Genomic DNA, 16,885 nt, shown 5'->3' with positions numbered 1-16,885 from the left:
GGCTTCAAGGTTTACCCAAGGCAGGTACGCTTTTTGCAGCACTGTCAGGAGTAATGCCGGGTGGTGGTGCCGCAGCAATCTGCTCTTCGCCGCGCATGATCCGCCCTGCCCTTTTGATTGCGCTACGGAGCCGGGGATAGACGCCGCATCGGCAGATATTGGTAATCGCGGCGTCGATGTCCTCATCGCTAGGGTCATTGCTCCGGCGCAACAGCACCGACGCCGCCATGATGATGCCGGGGATGCAATAGCCGCATTGCGACACATTGTCGGCGGCAAAAGCCTGTTGCAGCGGATGGCCGCGATCGGGCGACAAGGCCTCGATCGTCGTAACGAACCGCCCCTCGGTCTTGCCGATCGTTACCTGGCAGGATCGCGCTGCCTCTCCATCGATATCCACCGTACAGGCACCGCAGTCGCCGGTGCCGCAGCCATATTTGGTGCCAGTCAGGTTCGACGCATCGCGCAATGCCCATAGCAGCGGCGTGTCCGGGTCCATGCGATATTGTACGGGCCGGTCATTGACAGTGAAGCGGGTCATAACCCGCTATCCTCCTCCGCCTTATGATAAAGCACTTCGTTGCGGATATGGATGGTGCGGGCAGCCAGGCGGATTTCCTGAATGAACGTGCCAAAGGCAGCCGCTTGCAACAACATTGCCAAAATGAACAATATGGCGATCGCGGTGCCAAGATGCGCATTGACCAACTCTGACGCAAACAACAGGATAACGACGAGGCAGATGGCGCAACCTGACGCTACGCTTAGAAAGATCGCGCCATTCACGACACTCATCCGCCGATCGAGAACACGTATTTCCCCTACCAGCCGATCATGTTCTTCGCCGCGCGATATCATCACTGACTTTTCCACGACGCGCGCCCTGTCGATGACACGGGCCAAGCGCGCGGCGCAGACGTTTAGGAACGCACCAATCCCGGCCAGCAGGAACACGGGCGCGACCGCCAACTGGATCGTCTGGGCGACCTGTGACACCTGGGGCAGGGAAATAAAGTCGCTCATGGCGTTTTCATCCGCCTGCTGATCAGGCCGCGCCCTTCGCCGGGGTGTTGATGCCCATCGACTGGAGATATTTCTTCACATTGCGCGCTGCCTGCCGCAACCGCTGTTCATTTTCTACCATGGCGATGCGGACATAGCCTTCACCATCCTCGCCATAGCCCACGCCCGGCGCGACCGCGACCTTGGCATGGGTGAGCAATTGCTTGGAAAATTCGAGACTTCCCATTTCTTTCAACGCAGGCGGCAGCGGTGCCCAGGCGAACATCGAGGCGGGCGGGGCAGGGATGTCCCAGCCGGCGCGGCCGAAACTCTCCACCAGTACGTCCCGGCGCTTATGGTATAGTTCGCGGTTCTTTTGGACGATATCCTGCGGACCGTTAAGTGCCGCGCACGCCGCTGCCTGGATCGGGGTGAACGCGCCATAATCCAGATAGCTTTTTACACGGGTCATTGCGGCAATAAGTTGCTTGTTGCCAACCGCAAAACCGATCCGCCAACCGGCCATCGAATAGGTTTTGCTGAGCGACGTGAACTCGATCGCTATCTCTTTCGCGCCCGGCACCTGCAGGATGGAGGGGGTGGGCTTGCCGTCATAATAGAGTTCGGAATAGGCAAGGTCGGACAAGACCCAGACCTTGTTTTCCTTCGCCCAGGCAACGAGTCGCTCGTAAAAGGCCAGGTCCACCGTCTCGGCGGTCGGGTTGGACGGATAATTGACCACCAGGATCGACGGACGCGGCACGGTGAAGGCCATGGCCCGATCAAGCGATCGAAAATAATTTTCGTCCGGCGTCGTCGGCACCGATCGGATCGTGGCACCGGCGAGAATGAAGCCGAACATATGGATCGGATAGCTGGGGTTGGGGGCCAGCACGACATCGCCCGGCGCGGTGATCGCGGTGGCAAGGCTTGCCAACCCTTCCTTCGACCCCATGGTCACGACGACCTCGGTTTCGGGGTCGACATCCACGCCGAAGCGGCGACCGTAATAATTGGCCTGCGCCTTGCGCAGGCCGGGAATGCCCTTCGACTGGGAATAGCCATGGGCGTCGGGCTTGCGCACCACTTCGATCAGCTTGTCGATGACATGGGGCGGGGGCGGCAGGTCGGGATTGCCCATGCCCAGGTCGATAATGTCCTCGCCCGCCGCGCGCGCCGCCGCCCGCATCGCATTGACTTCGGCGATGACATAGGGTGGCAGGCGCTTCATGCGGTAAAATTCTTCGGACATTATAGGGGCTTTCCTGAAAGCTCTCGGTAGGGAATAGTATAGTGAACGCCGTTGTCGCGTCACAAACTGGCTATAACCGGCCAACCTGCGGCGCGCCAGAGAAAGCGGCGCGACGATATGATACCAGGAACAGGAGAGTGGCTATGGAAAAGAGTGATGTCGCAGAGCCGCACCTGCCCACTTTGGAACAGATGCAGCAATGGACCCATGCGATCGGTCGCGCCCAGCAATTGATGTTGGAGCAGGCGGCAGGCGCATCAGGCATGACGCTGCCTTTCGATCCGCAGGCTGTAGCGCGCATACAGTCGAGTTTCGCCGACGAAGGGCTGGCGATGTGGCAGCGTTTTCTCGATTCGGGGGGCATGTTGCGCGATGAGCCCCTGCCCGTCCCGGCCGATAGTCCGGCCGCGTGCAAGGACCGCCGCTTCGCCGATCCGGCCTGGACGCAAAATCCCTTTTACGACATCATCCGCCAAAGTTACCTGCTGGTTTCCGACTATATGACTGGGTTGGCCGATGCGGTGGATGGGGTGGACCCCAAGCAGAAGGCCAAGCTGCGCTTTGCGACAAGCGGTATGCTGGATGCGCTGTCGCCGTCCAACTTTCCGCTAACCAACCCGGCCGTCGTGCAAAAGACGATCGAGAGCGGCGGCGAGAATCTGGTCAAGGGCCTCCAGCATATGCTGGCCGATCTGGAAAAGGGGCAATTGACGCACACCGACGGTACGCAGTTCGAACTCGGCCGTAATATCGCCGCGACGCCGGGCAAGATCATTCATGAAACGCCGCTCTATCAATTGATCCATTACGCCCCGTCCACGGACATGGTGCTGGAAACCCCGCTCATCATCTTCCCGCCTTGGATCAATCGCTTCTATATTCTCGACCTGTCCCCACAAAAAAGTTTCGTCAAATGGGCGGTGGATCAAGGGATCAGCGTCTTTCTGGTGTCGTGGAAATCCGCCGATGCGTCGATGAAGGATCTCATCTGGGACGATTATATCCTGCGTGGACAGGTCGATGCGATCGACACGGTGCGCGACCTGCTCAAGGTCAAGAGCGTCCACACCATCGGCTATTGCGTGGCAGGCACGACGCTGGCAGCGACACTGGCGCTGCTGGCTGCGCGCGGCGAAGCGGACAAGGTGGCGAGCGCGACCTTCTTCACCGCCCAGGTCGATTTCAGCAAGGCAGGCGATCTCACCCTGTTCGTGGACGATGAACAGATGAAGCTGGTGGACAAATTATCGACCGGCGGTTTTCTTGACGGGCGCTACATGGCGCTGACCTTCAACCTGCTGCGCGGTCGCGACCTGATCTGGAACTATGTCGTCAACAATTATCTGTTGGGGCAGGATTATCCGCCGTTCGATCTGCTCTACTGGAATGGCGACACCACCAACCTGCCCGCGCGCTGGCATCGCGACTATCTGACCCAGTTGTATCGCGACAATCTGCTGGTGACCCCCGGCGCGATCAGTGTCGACGGCACGCCGATCGACCTCAAGACGGTTCAAACACCCGCTTATGTTCAGGCAGGCAAGGAGGATCATATCGCGCCGCTGGAAAGCGTCTGGAAGCTGACCGAAAATCTGTCCGGGCCAATCCGTTTCGTGCTGGCGGGATCGGGGCATATCGCGGGCGTCATCAATCCGCCCGCTGCCAATAAATATCAATATTGGGTCTGCGACGAGGCCCAGCCGACGCTTGACGCCTTCGTCGCGCAGGCCAAGGAAACCAAGGGAAGCTGGTGGCCGGACTGGCGCGGCTGGCTCGAAACGATCGATTCGCGCACCGTCGCGGTCAAGGGCGCGCGCCAGCCCGGCAAGGGGCGCCTCAAGGCGATCGAGGACGCTCCAGGGCGCTATGTGAAGGGCGAATAAGTTCACTCTCCGCCATGCTGCGGTGAGCCGTTCGGGACATGCGACAGGGCGCTGATGGCACTTTTGTTGCACTGCACAATAATTCTTGCAATTCTCCCTTTGTAGGCTTATTGTGCAGTGCAACAAACGGAGGATGGTCATGGCTGTTACCCCAAAGACCGGACGCGCTGCCCAGCCCGGTAAAAGCGAATCGGCGACATTATCGGCAAGCGAAGCGCTGAAAGCGGCTGAGGCGGCGATCGAGCCAGCACCAGCCGTTCGGAAACCTGCCCCGCGCAAGACGGCATCGAGCGTTCCGGCGATGGACGCCAATCCGTCCGCGAAGTCCGTGCCTGCGATGGATGCCAATCCATCCGCCAAGTCGGTGAAGGCAACAGACGCCAGTCCCGCAGCCATCGTTGCTGCCACGACGGCCGTCGATGCCATGCCCGAACCAGATACGGATGCGGCCGCTGATGTGGCCCCCGAAGCTGATACACCAAAGAGCCTCGACAAAAAGGCCACGACGACCGCAACCATGCCGCTGCCGGCTGTAGAAGGAACGAAGATCATGAACGATGTGATGGAAACCGGAAAGAAGTTTGCCGAAGACACCAAGGCCAAGTTCGAAACCGCCTATGCCGACATGAACGAGAAGGCCAAGGCCAGCGTCGAAAAGTCGACCAAGGCGATCGAAGAAATGAGCGACATCGCCAAGGGCAATGTCGAAGCCATGGTCGAATCGAGCAAGATCGCTGCCAAGGCGATGGAGACGATGAGCCAGGAAGCCGTCGATTACAGCCGCAAGAACTTTGAGAAGGCCACCGCCGCCCTCAAGAGCTTCGCGACAGTCAAGACGCCGACCGAATTCTTCCAGCTCCAGAGCCAGATGCTGTCGAGCAGCTTCGATGAGTTCACCAAGGAAGCCGCGAAGAATAGCGAAGCCATGATGAAGCTGGCCGGTGAAGTGGCGCAGCCGTTGACCGCGCGCGTAACGGTCGTCACGGATAAGGTGAAGTCGCTGGCCGCGTAAGCGACCGCGCTTTTACATACAGCTTTGAAAGGGCGTTCTCCCTCATGGGACGGGCGCCCTTTTCGCATTTTTGGCGCAATTTACGCCGGGTCTGCCTCCTGTCCCTTCGGCCCCTTGCCATGGGCGAGCAAATCGCCATATTCTCGATCATCATGAACAGCATCAATCCAGCCTATACGGAGCCTGCGACGATGGCGGGCCATGACGAAGATAATCAAGGCGAGGGCCCTGGTGGTCCCAGCGTCGGCATCGCGACCCGCACCCGTACGCGCACCAAAAAGCCCTCGCTTTACAAGGTTCTGATGCTCAACGACGATTATACGCCGATGGAATTCGTCGTCCATGTGCTTCAGCATTTCTTTCGCATGGACATGGAACAGGCGACACGGGTCATGTTGCATGTTCACCAGCGCGGCGTTGGCGTCTGCGGCATTTTCAGTTATGAGGTGGCTGAAACAAAGGTCAACCAAGTGATGGATTTCGCCCGGCAGAACCAGCATCCTTTGCAATGCACGCTGGAGAAGGCCTGAATATTCCGTAACGGGGCTAATAGACGGCTCGTCCCTATTGATTGACAAAATCGATCATTCAGCGCGGTATATACCATTTTGTCGAAGCGCCATTCGCGCCTATCCTCTCCTCATCAAAGACGAGGAGAATGTTGATGGCTGACAAGCCGACCATGACCACCAGCGCCGGTGCGCCGATTGCTGACAATCAAAATAGCCTGTCTGCAGGGCCGCGCGGTCCCTTGCTGCTGCAGGACTATCAACTGATCGAGAAGCTGGCCCACCAGAATCGCGAACGGGTGCCGGAGCGAGTCGTGCATGCCAAGGGGTGGGGTGGGCATGGTGTGCTGACCATCACCGGGGACATCTCCCAATATACCAAGGCCAAGGTGCTGCAGCCCGGCACCCAGACGCCGATGATCCTGCGCTGTTCCACCGTAGCGGGCGAAGCGGGAGCTGCCGACGCTGAACGCGACGTGCGCGGTTTTGCGCTGAAATTTTACACGCCCGAAGGCAATTGGGATCTGGTCGGCAACAATACGCCGGTCTTCTTCGTGCGCGACCCGTTGAAATTCCCCGACTTCATCCACACGCAAAAGCGCCATCCCCGCACAAATTTGCGGTCGCCCACCGCGATGTGGGATTTCTGGTCGCTGTCGCCCGAATCGCTGCACCAGGTCACGATCCTGATGTCCGATCGTGGCCTGCCCACCGACATTCGGCACATTAACGGCTATGGCAGCCACACCTTTGCGCTGATCAACGATGCGGGCGAGCGCTTCTGGGTGAAATTCCACTTCAAGACGATGCAGGGACACCGCCATTGGACCAATGAGGAAGCGGCGCAGGTCGTCGGTCGTACCCGCGAATCCACGCAGGAGGATCTGTTCGAGGCGATCGAAACCGGCAATTTCCCCAAATGGAAGATGCAGGTTCAGATCATGCCGGAAGCGGATGCTGACAAGACGCCCTACAATCCGTTCGACCTGACGAAAGTGTGGCCTCATGCCGACTATCCGCCGATTGACATCGGTGTGATGGAGTTGAACCGCAATGCGGACAATTATTTCGCGGAAATCGAACAGGCGGCGTTCAGCCCGTCCAACATCGTGCCCGGCATCGGCTTTTCGCCCGACAAGATGCTCCAGGCGCGCATCTTCGCCTATGCCGACGCGCATCGCCATCGCATCGGCACCCATTATGAAGCGTTGCCGATCAACGCGCCGAAATGCCCTGTGAATCACTACCACAAGGATGGGGCGATGCGTTTCTTCGCCAATAATCCCAATCCCGCTGTCTATTATGAACCGAACAGCTTTGGCGGGCCGGTAGAGGACCATCGGTTCGATGAGCCACCGCTCAAAATTTCCGGCGACGCGGATCGATGGAATCATCGTGAGGGCAATGATGATTTCGTTCAGCCACGTGCGCTGTTCACCCTGTTCGACGACGGGCAGAAGGCGCGGCTGTTCGCCAATATTGCTGTCGCCATGGGCGACATCCCCGACTTCATCGAGGAACGTCAGTGCAAATTGTTCGATCAGGTTCATCCCGATTACGGAGCAGGCGTGCGATCGGCGCGCATAGCTTTCAAGGGGCGCAACCCTTCCATCTCCGCACCAACGGATAAGACGATGGCTGACGCATCAGCCTGACAAGGTCGATGCATTCGAACAAGTCTGCTCCCTCCACTCTTCCAGTGGGGGGAGCAGACTTCATCATTCTTTGTCAGCCGGGTAGCTGTGAGCAAATTTTAACGTTATGGCTCTATCGAAGGTTGGAACATGCAACGTTCCAACTCTCACCTTTCTTTTACCTTATTTTCTCTGGTATTCACTGGAGGAATCTATTTTGTCGCGGCAACTTGCGCCTTGCTGTTGTCGCGCTTTGAAGGTGGCCTAGCTTTCATTTGGGGTGCCAACGCCTATGTGATGGCAAAACTGTTGACCACCCGTGCTCGACGCTGGCCCACCATCATCGTGGCTTGTGGTTTGGCCAGTGCGCTCTCTACCAGCCTGTTCGGCATGGGGCCGGTCGCGGCTATTCCGATGGCGGTCATCAACATGGCCGAAGCGTTGATCGTAGCGCTGATCTGCCGCCATTATCTGACCGACCGGCCAGTGATCGGCGCTACCCGGTCGCTACTAGTCTTCATCATAGCCATATGTGCTGTCGCGGATGTGGTCACCGCCATTCCGGCGGCGATGGTGGCATCATTGTTGACGCCGGTGTCGTTCGGCGCGTCTTGGGTACAATGGTATACAGGGCACGCGCTGGGTGGACTGATCTGTGCCCCAATATTGGTTATGTTGATGCAGGGCGAGTTCCGCCGCTGGCGGCGTGACACATCCAGGGCGGGCAAGATTGAGGCGATCATTCTGCTGGCATTATTCACGTCGATGATCATGTATATCTTCTACTGGGCGCAGCATCCTATGCTGTTTGCGCCGCTATTGCCGCTGGTTCTGATTGCTTTTCGCGTCGGACATATGGGGACCGCGGCCTCGATCATCATTCTCGCGCTCTTCGGCGGTATCGCAACCCTGTCAGACGTAGGGCCACTTACGCTGGTGTTCGAGGACATGGGGGAGCGCATACAAGCATTCCAATTTTACCTGGCAAATTGTTTTCTACTGTCGATGCCGGTTGCGGCCGAATTGAACGGGCGGCGGCGGCTATTTCAATTGCTACGCGAAAGTGAGGCCCGCTATCGGGCTATCGCTGAACACAGCGGCGATGTGGTCCTTAATATCAGCGTAACAGGCGTGATCGAATATGCTTCGCCTTCCGCTGTCGAACAGGTTGGGTGTGCGCCGGAATTGCTGGTAGGGCAAGCTGCCGCCAATCTGGTCGACCCACAGGATCGGCATCAGGTAATTGCGGCGCATCGTCGTGCCCTGATGCGGCCGGGATCGATCCACACGGTCGAATTTCGGCCACTCGTGTCGATCGCTGCGATGGAATGGTGCGAAATGGTGATGCGTGCGGCGGTTGATGAGCGGGGCCATGCGAACGGTGTCATCAGCACGATTCGTGACATGTCGCGCCACAAAGCACGACAGCGCGCGTTGCAACAGGTCGCTGCGCGCGATTCATTGACCGGCGCGGACAGCCGCCGCGCCTTCCTCGAAAAGCTGGAAGCCGAGATATTGCGCACGCGGCACGGCGTTCGGTCCAGCCTACTGCTGATCGACATTGATCATTTCAAGGCGGTCAACGATCATCATGGTCACGGTGTCGGGGATGAAGTTCTGACCGCTTTCGTCGATAGGCTGAGGCCAGGGCTTTCCGTCCTGGAAAGTATCGGGCGGCTAGGCGGCGAGGAATTTGCGATATTGCTGCCCGACTGCGACATTGATCGCGCAAGCTTGTTGTGCGAAAATTTGCGCGCGCGATTGAGTGATCCTATTCCAGTGTCTGGTGGGAAAAAAATAGGTATAACCTTCAGCGCCGGGCTTGTGGAACTGGATGACACCTCGACCCGGTCGGCGATGCTCGAAGCCGCAGACAAGGCTTTGTATCGCGCCAAGCATAGTGGTCGCAACTGCCTGCGTCTTGCCGCCTGAATGGGCTGCGCTATGGGTTGCAAAAAAGGCGAATGTAATGTTGTAACCTAAGATGAGTTGGCCTATGTGGTGTTCATGACTTCCAACTTGCGCCAAGCCTTACTCAATGGTCGTGTCGATCGCATCGCGATGGCGTTATCGGGTCTGTGCGTTGCGCATTGCTTTGTTACTGCCGTGGTGCTTGGCGTATTGGCCAGCGCGGGGGGCATTTTCGAAAGTCCGCTTTTCCACGAAGTCGGCCTGACGCTGGCGATCCTGTTGGGCGCGATTGCGCTCGGCCATGGCGCGATGGTTCACCGTTTCATGATGCCTGCCGCGATCGGGTCGCTTGGCTTGGGTGTAATGGCAGGTGCGATGACCATGGACCATGGTTGGCAGGAAAGCGTCTATACGCTGATTGGCGTTGCCATCCTTGCCTTGGGTCACGACCTCAATCACCGCGCCGGGCGCTAGGCCCGGCCATTCTCGTGCCGCCGCTTTTCAAAGCGGGTTCTGGCTATTACGATGTTCTCCCTTTACCCAACGCACCGTGCCGGTGCTGGCGCGCATAACGACGCTCTCGGTTGTCAGCTTGCCGCCGGGCAGGCGTTTGACCCCGTCAAGCAGTGATCCGTCGGTGACGCCCGTAGCGGCAAAGATGCAATCACCCTTGGCCAGTTCCTTGAGGTCATAAATCTTGTCGAGGTCGGTGATACCCCATTTACGCGCGCGTTGCTTTTCATCCTCGTTGCGGAATAGCAGCCGTCCTTTGAACTGACCACCGACACAGCGCAGCGCCGCGCAGGCCAGCACGCCTTCAGGTGCGCCACCTGATCCCATATACAGGTCGATCGTCGTTTCCGGGTCAGTGGTGGCGATCACCCCCGCCACGTCACCATCGGGGATCAGCATGATGCCGCACCCGATTGCGCGTAACTCCGTGATCAGTCGCTCGTGGCGCGGTCGATCCAGAACGCACACGATGATGTCGCTCGGCTCCACGCCCTTGGCGGCGGCCACGGCCTCGACATTCTCTTTGGCCGATCGGTTGAGGTCGATCACGCCATCAGGATAGCCGGGGCCGACGGCCAGCTTGTCCATATAGACGTCGGGCGCATTCAGCAGTCCGCCTTCCTCGGAAATAGCGAGCACGGCCAAAGCGTTGGGGCCAGCCTTGGCGGTGATGGTTGTCCCCTCCAGCGGATCGAGCGCGATGTCGATTCGCGGGCCGGTGCCGATCGCATTGCCGACCTTCTCGCCGATGTAGAGCATCGGCGCTTCGTCACGCTCACCCTCACCGATGACGACGGTGCCGTCCATATACAGGTCGTTGAAGGCCAGGCGCATAGCTTCGACGGCGGCGGCATCGGCGGCCTTCTCGTCACCCCGGCCGATCAGCTTCGACGCGGCGATCGCGGCCGCTTCGGTGACGCGGACCATTTCCAGCACCAATACCCGATCAAGGGGTGAATTTGCCTGTACCATCGTCATTCCTCTGCCTGTTCTTATGGCGCAGGCGATAGGCGTTTGCCCCAAATTTGTCGAGCAGCATGGGCCATGATGCCGCCATGATTGCCTGCTCTTCTATGGTCATGCCCCGCCTGTCTCTCTCCGTAACATTGCTTGTCGCCTTTCATCCAGAGGTGGTCTTGGCGCGCGACGCCGAGTCCCTGATGGCGGCTTATCGCAACAAGACGCAGGTAATCCGGCGATGCGATCGAAGCGGTGATGCGATCGTCGTCTGCGGTGAGAGCCAAGCGGACCGCAATGCGCGCGAGCGGCTGCCGCTCCCCCGTAAAGAGCCGGACAGCGGCGCACCGATGCGGGGCGACACGCCACGTGCCTCGGCCGCGCCGGTGAAACAAGGCAGTTGTGGCGTATCCGGCGGGCAGGGGGCGGGCTGCGTCGGTGGCCTGTCCGTCTTCAAGGCTGTCGGCGTGATCGGAAAGAGCATCACGGCGATCGTCGATCCCGATGCCGACCTGGCCCCGCCGCCGCCACTGCCCGATCGCTTCAAGGGCAGCGGGCAGCATTGAGTGGCAATCAGTCGAGAATGTGCATCACCATCGGCGTGCCAAGCAGGCTGTCCGACCCGGCGAGCCGTTCGAGCGTGTCGCGGATACAGCGTTCCTCGCCAGCATGGGTGACGATTGCCACCAGCACGCCGTCATCCTCATGCGTGCCGCGCTGGATCATGCTTTCGATCGATACGCCGGCGTCGCGCGTGGCGGCGGCGATCTCCGCCAGTACGCCGGGACGATCCTTGACCATGAAGCGGAGATAGGTGCGACCGATGCGCGCGCCGGCGTCGGCCGTGTTCTGCGGTGTCAGGGCGGCGACCGGCATGGCGAAGGCATCGCCATATTCGTCGCGCGCCACGTCGATCAGGTCGGCTACCACCGCCGACGCGGTCGGACCATCGCCCGCACCACGCCCCTGGAAAAAGAGGCGGCCGACGAAATTTCCCTCGGCCACGACGGCGTTCAGCGACCCGTCCACATGGGCGAGCGGGTGGTCGAGCGGGACCAACATCGGGTGAACACGCTGGAACAGGCCATCCGCGCCATTTTGCGCCATGCCAACCAGGCGGATGCGGAAGCCCAACGCAGCGGCCTCGGCAATGTCGGCGGCGATGACGTCGCGGATGCCTGTAATGGCAACCGCATCGAAATCCAGTTCGGTGCCGAATGCCAGGCTTGCGAGGATTGTCAGCTTGTGCGCCGCATCCACCCCATCAATGTCGAAGCTGGGATCGGCTTCGGCATAGCCCAACTCCTGCGCTTCCTTCAGAACCTCGTCAAAGCTCCGGCCTTCCTTCTCCATCGTCGTCAGGATATAATTGCAGGTGCCGTTGAGGATGCCATATACGCGCGAAATCTCGTTGGCGGCGGCCCCTTCGCGCATCCCTTTGATGACCGGGATGCCACCCGCGACCGCCGCTTCATATTTCAGCGCGATGCCGCCCTTTTCCGCAAGGCGGGCGAGGTCGAGGCCATGATGCGCCAGCATCGCCTTGTTCGCCGTGACGAACGGCTTGCCAGCGATCAGGCACTGGCGCGCCAAGGTAAGGGCGGGGCCGTCCGATCCGCCGATCAGTTCCACCACCACGTCGACATCGTCGCGGGTAGCGAAGCTGTTCATATCGTCCACCCATTCATAAGGTGACAGGTCTACCCCGCGATCCTTGTTCCGATCGCGTGCGGATATAGCGACGATCTGAATCGGGCAGCCCGCGCGCCGGGCAATCAGGTCGCCATTGGTGTTGAGCAGCCGAATGACCCCGCCGCCCACCGTACCGAGACCGACGAGCGCAACGCGCAACGGGGCATGGCGGTGCAGATTGGTCATGGCGGCGTCACTTTCTTGGCGAAGATGATGAAAGCCGGGCTGATAGCCGCCCGCGCCCACGGGTCCAAGCAAAAGCTGCCCTCCTCGATCATTGCGCTATGCGGGTCCGTCCGCATGGCCCCAGCGCCTCGATCACCAAGCGATAGTCGGCGCGCGCTGCCTCCGCGTCAGCCACGGCCAGCGTGCGGACCGCGCGGGCGGGCAGGACAGGGGGCAGGCTGCACGCCAGCCGATACCAGAGCAGCGTTCCGGGCTCTGGGGCCCGCGCAGCTTCGTCGACGATTTCGCCCAACGCTACGGCCCAGCGCGGCGGCTGGCCCGGACGACGCAACACCGACAGCGATACCGGGTCGCCATTTTCGGTTCGCAGGAAAATCTGCGTTTCTCCCTCGCCCGCGATCGTACCGGCTACATGGAAGGCGTCACCCAAGCCCAATATGCGGGGCGGCGCGTCAGGAGCCACCAGCGCGGAAAGGGCGGACTTTACCCTGTCTATGTCGACGGGCGTCGCTGGGATCTGGGCGTCAGGTGCGATGAGCTGGATTTCACCTGGGCGCGTGCCGGGGCGAGCGAAGACCAGGAACGATGCCTTTTTAAGTTTGGGTATCTTGCCGCGCGCGTCCAGCGGGGCATCGTAGAGATAGGTTACAAGGGGGCTGATTCCCGCCTCGCCGCGAATCAGGCTCGTTACATCTGCCTCGATAAAGAGCCGTTTATGGCCCGGCGGCACCCCCTGCGCCTGATCGGGCTTCAAAGCGATGATGTTGCGAATTCGCACATGGGCGACCATCGGCGCTTGGTCCGCGAAGTCGATGAGATCAGCATAAGAGAGCCGTGCTGGTTGCGCTATCACTGATCGCGGCTGCGCCAAAGCCGGAGAAATGGCGCTATTTGCGGCTAAAATGAGGCATGGCGCGAGCAGGTGGCGGATCAGCATAGCGGGTTTCATAATCAGCTTCGTCCTGTGTTATTGGCCAGTGGCAAGGATGTCACAGGCAAGTCATTCCTATATGAAGTGGTAACCGCAAATGAACATAACGATAAAGTGTTTGCGTGCCGCGATGCACCGCGATAGGAGTTTGCGCGGTAGCAAATAGAAGGACAGGGGCCAAAGCTGACCGGGAGGACCCGGACGGTTAGGGTCGTTTTTGGCTGATTTGTAGAACCCATTGGTAAGATGAGTTAAGGAGTGTCGTTGCTGAATGGCCTATGCTGACCACTCGGAAGGATCGAGTCGCACGATATCGATCATCATCGTCGCCCTGATTCACGCTGTTCTTGGCTATGCCCTCGTCTCCGGTCTTGGCATGAAATATGTCAAACAAGCGGCAGAACAGCTGAACGTGATCGACGTTAAGGAGGAACCGCCACCACCGGACGAAGAGCCGCCACCACCGCCGCCAGATCGACCGATCGAGCCGCCGCCGGTTGTCGCGCCGCCACCGATCGTGCAGACTCCGACCCCTGCGCCGCCGATTCAGACGGTCCGGACGCCCCCGCCGGTGTTCAATCCCGTTCCGGTCGCAGCGCCACCGCCGCCGCCGCCTGCTCCGCCCCCGCCGCCTCAGGCTGCAACGCGGGCTTCGCCGCGCAGCAACCCTGGCAGTTGGTTGGGTGACGCCGACTATCCGACCCGCGCGCAGCGCGAAGAGCGTTCGGGTACGGCTGGGTTTCGCTTGGATATTGGTGCCGACGGTCGCGTGACCAACTGCACCATCACTTCGTCGACCGGTCATTCCGATCTCGATGAGGCGACCTGCCGCCTGCTGCCGCGTCGCGCACGCTTCAAGCCGGCCAAGGGTTCCGATGGTAACGAAATGCCCGACACGTATAACGGTCGTATCACTTGGCGTTTGCCGGAATAATTCAGAACGGGAAAGCGGGCGCGCCGCGCCGCTTTCTCCTCGCTTGATCTCATTGAGAGGGAAGTCTTGATCATGTTGAACTCCATCATTGCGGCCGCTGCCGCACCCGCTGCGGAAGCCGCGAACCCTTACGGCCTTATGGAAGCCCTCGATCAGGGCGGCGTCATCGCCTGGGCAACCTTCATCATTCTCGTCAGCATGTCGGTCGGCACCTTCTACGTGCTGTTCACCAAGCTGATCGAACAGCAGAAGGTCATCAACCAATATAAGAAAGTCCGTGCGACCTTCTGGCGCGCGAACAGCCTCAAGGAAGGTTCGGCCAAGCTGGAGAAGAACTCGGCCTACAAGCAGATTGTCGATGACGGCATTGCCGCTCAGGAACAGCATGCCAAGCTGACCGATCCCGTCGAAGCCCATGACTGGCTGCACGGTTCGCTGGCCCGTTCGGAAAACGCCGTCAACTGGAAGCTGGGTGGTGGTCTCGCCTTCCTCGCCACCGTGGGTTCGACCTCGCCGTTCGTTGGTCTGTTCGGTACGGTTGTTGGTATCTACCGCGCGCTCATCAAGATCGGTGCATCGGGTCAGGCGTCGATCGACGCGGTTGCCGGTCCCGTTGGTGAAGCGCTGATCATGACCGCTCTGGGTCTGGTCGTCGCGGTTCCCGCCGTGCTTGCCTACAACTTCCTGCAGCGCCGTAACAAGGCGATCGCCGAGAACCTGTCTTCCTTCTCGACCGATCTGCTGGGTTACATGGTTTCGAACGGTGCCGTTAAGCCGGTCGTTGGTACGCCTGCCCCCGCCCAGGTTGGCAAGCCGGTTCCTGCGGCTGCCACCAAGGCCTGATCAAGGATGGGAGCCGGAGCGCGCATGTGGCGCGTCTCCGGTTCCCAAGACCGCCGCTCATCGCTCGCGGTCTAAAATGACAGACATGTTAGGATACTGATCAATGGCAATGAGCGTTGGTGGCTCCGGCGAAGAAAAGCCGATCACAGATATCAACACGACGCCGCTCGTCGACGTCATGCTGGTGCTTCTCATCATCTTCCTGATCGCCGTCCCTGTCGTTCTGCAGACGGTCGAACTGGAGCTTCCCAAGGTCGCGTTCGAACCGACCACGACCAAGCCTGAGAACGTCTCTCTGTCCATCATGGCGGACGACGCTGGCAATTGTGAAGTCTATTGGAACATGACGAAGGTCAATTCCACGGATCTGCTCAATCGCGCCGTCGCAAAGCTTGAAGCGGACATCAAGCGGGTCGGTGGGATCGAGAATATGACACCGGAGGATCTGCCTGAAGTGCATATCCGCGGCGACATCAATACCCCTTATCGTTGCATCGGTGGTACGATCTACACGATGCAGCGCGCCGGTTTCCCGAAGGTGGGCTTCATTTCCGAGCCTGAACCTGGCCAGGGCACCGTTCGTCTGTAAACCGTCGCCCAAACCGTCGGTAGTAAGTGATTTCTAGGAGTATCGCCCCATGGCAATGAGCGCCGGTAACGACGATGGCGAGCCGATGATGGAAATGAACACGACGCCGTTGATCGACGTCATGCTCGTGCTCCTCATCATGTTCATCATCACCATCCCGATCCAAACCCATGCGGTGAAGATCGATCTGCCGCAGTCCTCGACAAACGATGCCCCCATGGTTGACCCGGTGAAGAACAAGGTTGCGATCGACGCGGCCGGGATCATCACATGGAACGGGTCGCCGATCGACCTGCTGACTCTGCGCCAATATCTGCAGCAGTCTCTGCGCCTGCCCGTCGAGCCGGAACTCCAGTTCCAGCCCAACGCGCAGACCCGTTATGTGACTGTTGATGAAGTGTTGGCCGAGATCAAGCGGGCTGGCGTGACCAAGCTGGGCTTTGTCGGCAATGAACAATATGGTAATTTCTAAGGCTTCATTCTCCCTTCCAGACTGCATCGGGGCTTTCCTGATCGGCGGGGTGGAAGGAAGACAGAGTCGAGGAATAGCTGGACTATCCAGGGGTCGCCATTGGCGGCCCCTTTTTTCTTGCCCAAGGCTCATGCCCACGACTAGCCTTGCTGGACGGCGATGCCTTTAACCTTTTCGTCACCTCGATCCCCGACAATGGCATTGGGTGGAATGACATATAAGCCATGGGTGCCGACCGACCAAATCAAGCAAGCCACAAGGCCCGTGCCGCTGAACGTCGCCATGTGCGGATCAGCGTGAAAGTCCGGCGTTCCGGCGAAACCTGGGTCAAAAGTGTCATCGCCGATCTGTCGGTGACTGGCTTTCGGTTGCAAAGCTTCATGAAGCTTTTGCCGGGCGGCGAATTATGGATCATGCTGCCTGGCTTCGAAGGGCGTCGTGCGCGTGTTCTCTGGACGCGAGGCCATGAAGCGGGTTGCGCCTTTGAACAGCCGTTGCACCCGGCAATCCTCGATCATGTCGTGAAACTGCATGAGGCCGGCATTCGCGCCTGACGCGATAGCCC

The 16,885-nt window shown here is 59.7% G+C and carries 18 protein-coding genes; 12 read left to right on the top strand and 6 right to left on the bottom strand.

Annotated features, from left to right (window positions below; genetic code table 11):
- Window positions 1-4 precede the first annotated feature (4 nt).
- The 3 genes from V2I08_RS13065 to V2I08_RS13055 are packed head-to-tail and all read right to left on the bottom strand — an operon-like array spanning window position 5 to window position 2,254.
- Complete coding sequence (locus V2I08_RS13065) at window positions 5-541, bottom strand: (2Fe-2S)-binding protein (protein ID WP_349635502.1); 537 nt, start codon at window positions 539-541, stop codon at window positions 5-7.
- Entirely contained in the window at window positions 538-1,023 is a 486-nt protein-coding gene (locus tag V2I08_RS13060; protein ID WP_349635501.1) for a DUF2721 domain-containing protein, read from the bottom strand. Before V2I08_RS13060 ends, V2I08_RS13065 begins: the two co-directional genes overlap by 4 nt.
- A 22-nt stretch (window positions 1,024-1,045) precedes the next feature.
- Window positions 1,046-2,254 (bottom strand): LL-diaminopimelate aminotransferase, encoded by a 1,209-nt coding sequence (locus tag V2I08_RS13055; protein WP_310221070.1) that lies wholly within the window; start codon window positions 2,252-2,254, stop codon window positions 1,046-1,048.
- Between the two features lie 143 nt (window positions 2,255-2,397).
- Here V2I08_RS13055 and V2I08_RS13050 point away from each other — a divergent pair, with 143 nt between their 5' ends.
- The 6 genes from V2I08_RS13050 to V2I08_RS13025 all read left to right on the top strand — a co-directional run bounded on the left by V2I08_RS13050 (window position 2,398) and on the right by V2I08_RS13025 (window position 9,677).
- Window positions 2,398-4,137, top strand: a complete 1,740-nt coding sequence (locus tag V2I08_RS13050; protein ID WP_349635500.1) for a class I poly(R)-hydroxyalkanoic acid synthase — start codon at window positions 2,398-2,400, stop codon at window positions 4,135-4,137.
- 139 nt (window positions 4,138-4,276) lie between these two features.
- The gene (locus V2I08_RS13045) at window positions 4,277-5,149 is read left to right on the top strand and encodes a phasin family protein (protein WP_349635499.1); all 873 of its coding nucleotides are present in this window, start codon (window positions 4,277-4,279) and stop codon (window positions 5,147-5,149) included.
- Between the two features lie 119 nt (window positions 5,150-5,268).
- The gene (gene clpS / locus V2I08_RS13040) at window positions 5,269-5,679 is read left to right on the top strand and encodes an ATP-dependent Clp protease adapter ClpS (RefSeq protein WP_405053649.1); all 411 of its coding nucleotides are present in this window, start codon (window positions 5,269-5,271) and stop codon (window positions 5,677-5,679) included.
- Between the two features lie 134 nt (window positions 5,680-5,813).
- Entirely contained in the window at window positions 5,814-7,313 is a 1,500-nt protein-coding gene (locus V2I08_RS13035) for a catalase (protein ID WP_349635497.1), read from the top strand.
- A gap of 129 nt (window positions 7,314-7,442) precedes the next feature.
- On the top strand, window positions 7,443-9,224 hold the full coding sequence (locus tag V2I08_RS13030; RefSeq protein WP_349635496.1) for a diguanylate cyclase domain-containing protein: 1,782 nt from the start codon (window positions 7,443-7,445) through the stop codon (window positions 9,222-9,224).
- Window positions 9,225-9,299: 75 nt separating this feature from the next.
- Entirely contained in the window at window positions 9,300-9,677 is a 378-nt protein-coding gene (locus tag V2I08_RS13025; protein ID WP_349635495.1) for a MerC domain-containing protein, read from the top strand.
- Window positions 9,678-9,704: 27 nt separating this feature from the next.
- Here the strand turns inward: V2I08_RS13025 and glpX are convergent, their stop codons facing one another.
- On the bottom strand, window positions 9,705-10,688 hold the full coding sequence (gene glpX, locus V2I08_RS13020; RefSeq protein ID WP_349635494.1) for a class II fructose-bisphosphatase: 984 nt from the start codon (window positions 10,686-10,688) through the stop codon (window positions 9,705-9,707).
- Window positions 10,689-10,795: 107 nt separating this feature from the next.
- Between glpX and V2I08_RS13015 the strand changes: the two genes are divergently transcribed.
- Window positions 10,796-11,239, top strand: coding sequence for a hypothetical protein (locus tag V2I08_RS13015; RefSeq protein ID WP_349635493.1), 444 nt, complete (start codon window positions 10,796-10,798; stop codon window positions 11,237-11,239).
- Between the two features lie 7 nt (window positions 11,240-11,246).
- On the opposite strand, the gene V2I08_RS13010 is transcribed toward V2I08_RS13015, so the two are convergent.
- Window positions 11,247-12,551, bottom strand: a complete 1,305-nt coding sequence (locus V2I08_RS13010; RefSeq protein WP_349635527.1) for a homoserine dehydrogenase — start codon at window positions 12,549-12,551, stop codon at window positions 11,247-11,249.
- An 88-nt stretch (window positions 12,552-12,639) separates the two neighbouring features.
- Window positions 12,640-13,500 carry a hypothetical protein gene (locus tag V2I08_RS13005; RefSeq protein WP_349635492.1) on the bottom strand — a complete coding sequence of 287 codons (861 nt, stop codon included), beginning with the start codon at window positions 13,498-13,500 and terminating at the stop codon, window positions 12,640-12,642.
- Between the two features lie 253 nt (window positions 13,501-13,753).
- On the opposite strand from V2I08_RS13005, the gene V2I08_RS13000 reads away from it, so the two are divergent.
- The 5 genes from V2I08_RS13000 (at window position 13,754) to V2I08_RS12980 (ending at window position 16,874) form a co-directional block, all read left to right on the top strand.
- Window positions 13,754-14,416, top strand: a complete 663-nt coding sequence (locus V2I08_RS13000; RefSeq protein ID WP_349635491.1) for an energy transducer TonB — start codon at window positions 13,754-13,756, stop codon at window positions 14,414-14,416.
- A gap of 72 nt (window positions 14,417-14,488) precedes the next feature.
- Window positions 14,489-15,259 (top strand): MotA/TolQ/ExbB proton channel family protein, encoded by a 771-nt coding sequence (locus V2I08_RS12995; protein WP_349635490.1) that lies wholly within the window; start codon window positions 14,489-14,491, stop codon window positions 15,257-15,259.
- 103 nt (window positions 15,260-15,362) lie between these two features.
- Window positions 15,363-15,848: a biopolymer transporter ExbD gene (locus V2I08_RS12990; RefSeq protein ID WP_310221092.1), complete on the top strand. Its 486-nt coding sequence runs from the start codon at window positions 15,363-15,365 to the stop codon at window positions 15,846-15,848.
- Between the two features lie 49 nt (window positions 15,849-15,897).
- Window positions 15,898-16,320 carry a biopolymer transporter ExbD gene (locus V2I08_RS12985; protein ID WP_310221094.1) on the top strand — a complete coding sequence of 141 codons (423 nt, stop codon included), beginning with the start codon at window positions 15,898-15,900 and terminating at the stop codon, window positions 16,318-16,320.
- 224 nt (window positions 16,321-16,544) lie between these two features.
- The gene (locus V2I08_RS12980) at window positions 16,545-16,874 is read left to right on the top strand and encodes a PilZ domain-containing protein (protein WP_349635489.1); all 330 of its coding nucleotides are present in this window, start codon (window positions 16,545-16,547) and stop codon (window positions 16,872-16,874) included.
- Window positions 16,875-16,885: the final 11 nt, after the last annotated feature.

Origin of the sequence: Sphingobium sp. MK2 (assembly GCF_040170545.1) — a bacterium.
Taxonomy (GTDB): Bacteria; Pseudomonadota; Alphaproteobacteria; order Sphingomonadales; family Sphingomonadaceae; genus Sphingobium.
This window is presented reverse-complemented; position numbering and strand designations above follow the sequence as displayed.

Excerpts from the sequence above, each read along its gene's own strand:
- V2I08_RS13065 (WP_349635502.1), bottom strand. The coding sequence starts at position 541 with ATGACCCGCTTCACTGTCAATGACCGGCCCGTACAATATCGCATGGAC.
- V2I08_RS13060 (WP_349635501.1), bottom strand. The coding sequence starts at position 1,023 with ATGAGCGACTTTATTTCCCTGCCCCAGGTGTCACAGGTCGCCCAGACG.
- V2I08_RS13055 (WP_310221070.1), bottom strand. The coding sequence starts at position 2,254 with ATGTCCGAAGAATTTTACCGCATGAAGCGCCTGCCACCCTATGTCATC.
- V2I08_RS13050 (WP_349635500.1), top strand. The coding sequence starts at position 2,398 with ATGGAAAAGAGTGATGTCGCAGAGCCGCACCTGCCCACTTTGGAACAG.
- V2I08_RS13045 (WP_349635499.1), top strand. The coding sequence starts at position 4,277 with ATGGCTGTTACCCCAAAGACCGGACGCGCTGCCCAGCCCGGTAAAAGC.
- clpS (WP_405053649.1), top strand. The coding sequence starts at position 5,269 with ATGGGCGAGCAAATCGCCATATTCTCGATCATCATGAACAGCATCAAT.
- V2I08_RS13035 (WP_349635497.1), top strand. The coding sequence starts at position 5,814 with ATGGCTGACAAGCCGACCATGACCACCAGCGCCGGTGCGCCGATTGCT.
- V2I08_RS13030 (WP_349635496.1), top strand. The coding sequence starts at position 7,443 with ATGCAACGTTCCAACTCTCACCTTTCTTTTACCTTATTTTCTCTGGTA.
- V2I08_RS13025 (WP_349635495.1), top strand. The coding sequence starts at position 9,300 with ATGACTTCCAACTTGCGCCAAGCCTTACTCAATGGTCGTGTCGATCGC.
- glpX (WP_349635494.1), bottom strand. The coding sequence starts at position 10,688 with ATGGTACAGGCAAATTCACCCCTTGATCGGGTATTGGTGCTGGAAATG.
- V2I08_RS13015 (WP_349635493.1), top strand. The coding sequence starts at position 10,796 with ATGCCCCGCCTGTCTCTCTCCGTAACATTGCTTGTCGCCTTTCATCCA.
- V2I08_RS13010 (WP_349635527.1), bottom strand. The coding sequence starts at position 12,551 with ATGACCAATCTGCACCGCCATGCCCCGTTGCGCGTTGCGCTCGTCGGT.
- V2I08_RS13005 (WP_349635492.1), bottom strand. The coding sequence starts at position 13,500 with ATGAAACCCGCTATGCTGATCCGCCACCTGCTCGCGCCATGCCTCATT.
- V2I08_RS13000 (WP_349635491.1), top strand. The coding sequence starts at position 13,754 with ATGGCCTATGCTGACCACTCGGAAGGATCGAGTCGCACGATATCGATC.
- V2I08_RS12995 (WP_349635490.1), top strand. The coding sequence starts at position 14,489 with ATGTTGAACTCCATCATTGCGGCCGCTGCCGCACCCGCTGCGGAAGCC.
- V2I08_RS12990 (WP_310221092.1), top strand. The coding sequence starts at position 15,363 with ATGGCAATGAGCGTTGGTGGCTCCGGCGAAGAAAAGCCGATCACAGAT.
- V2I08_RS12985 (WP_310221094.1), top strand. The coding sequence starts at position 15,898 with ATGGCAATGAGCGCCGGTAACGACGATGGCGAGCCGATGATGGAAATG.
- V2I08_RS12980 (WP_349635489.1), top strand. The coding sequence starts at position 16,545 with ATGGGTGCCGACCGACCAAATCAAGCAAGCCACAAGGCCCGTGCCGCT.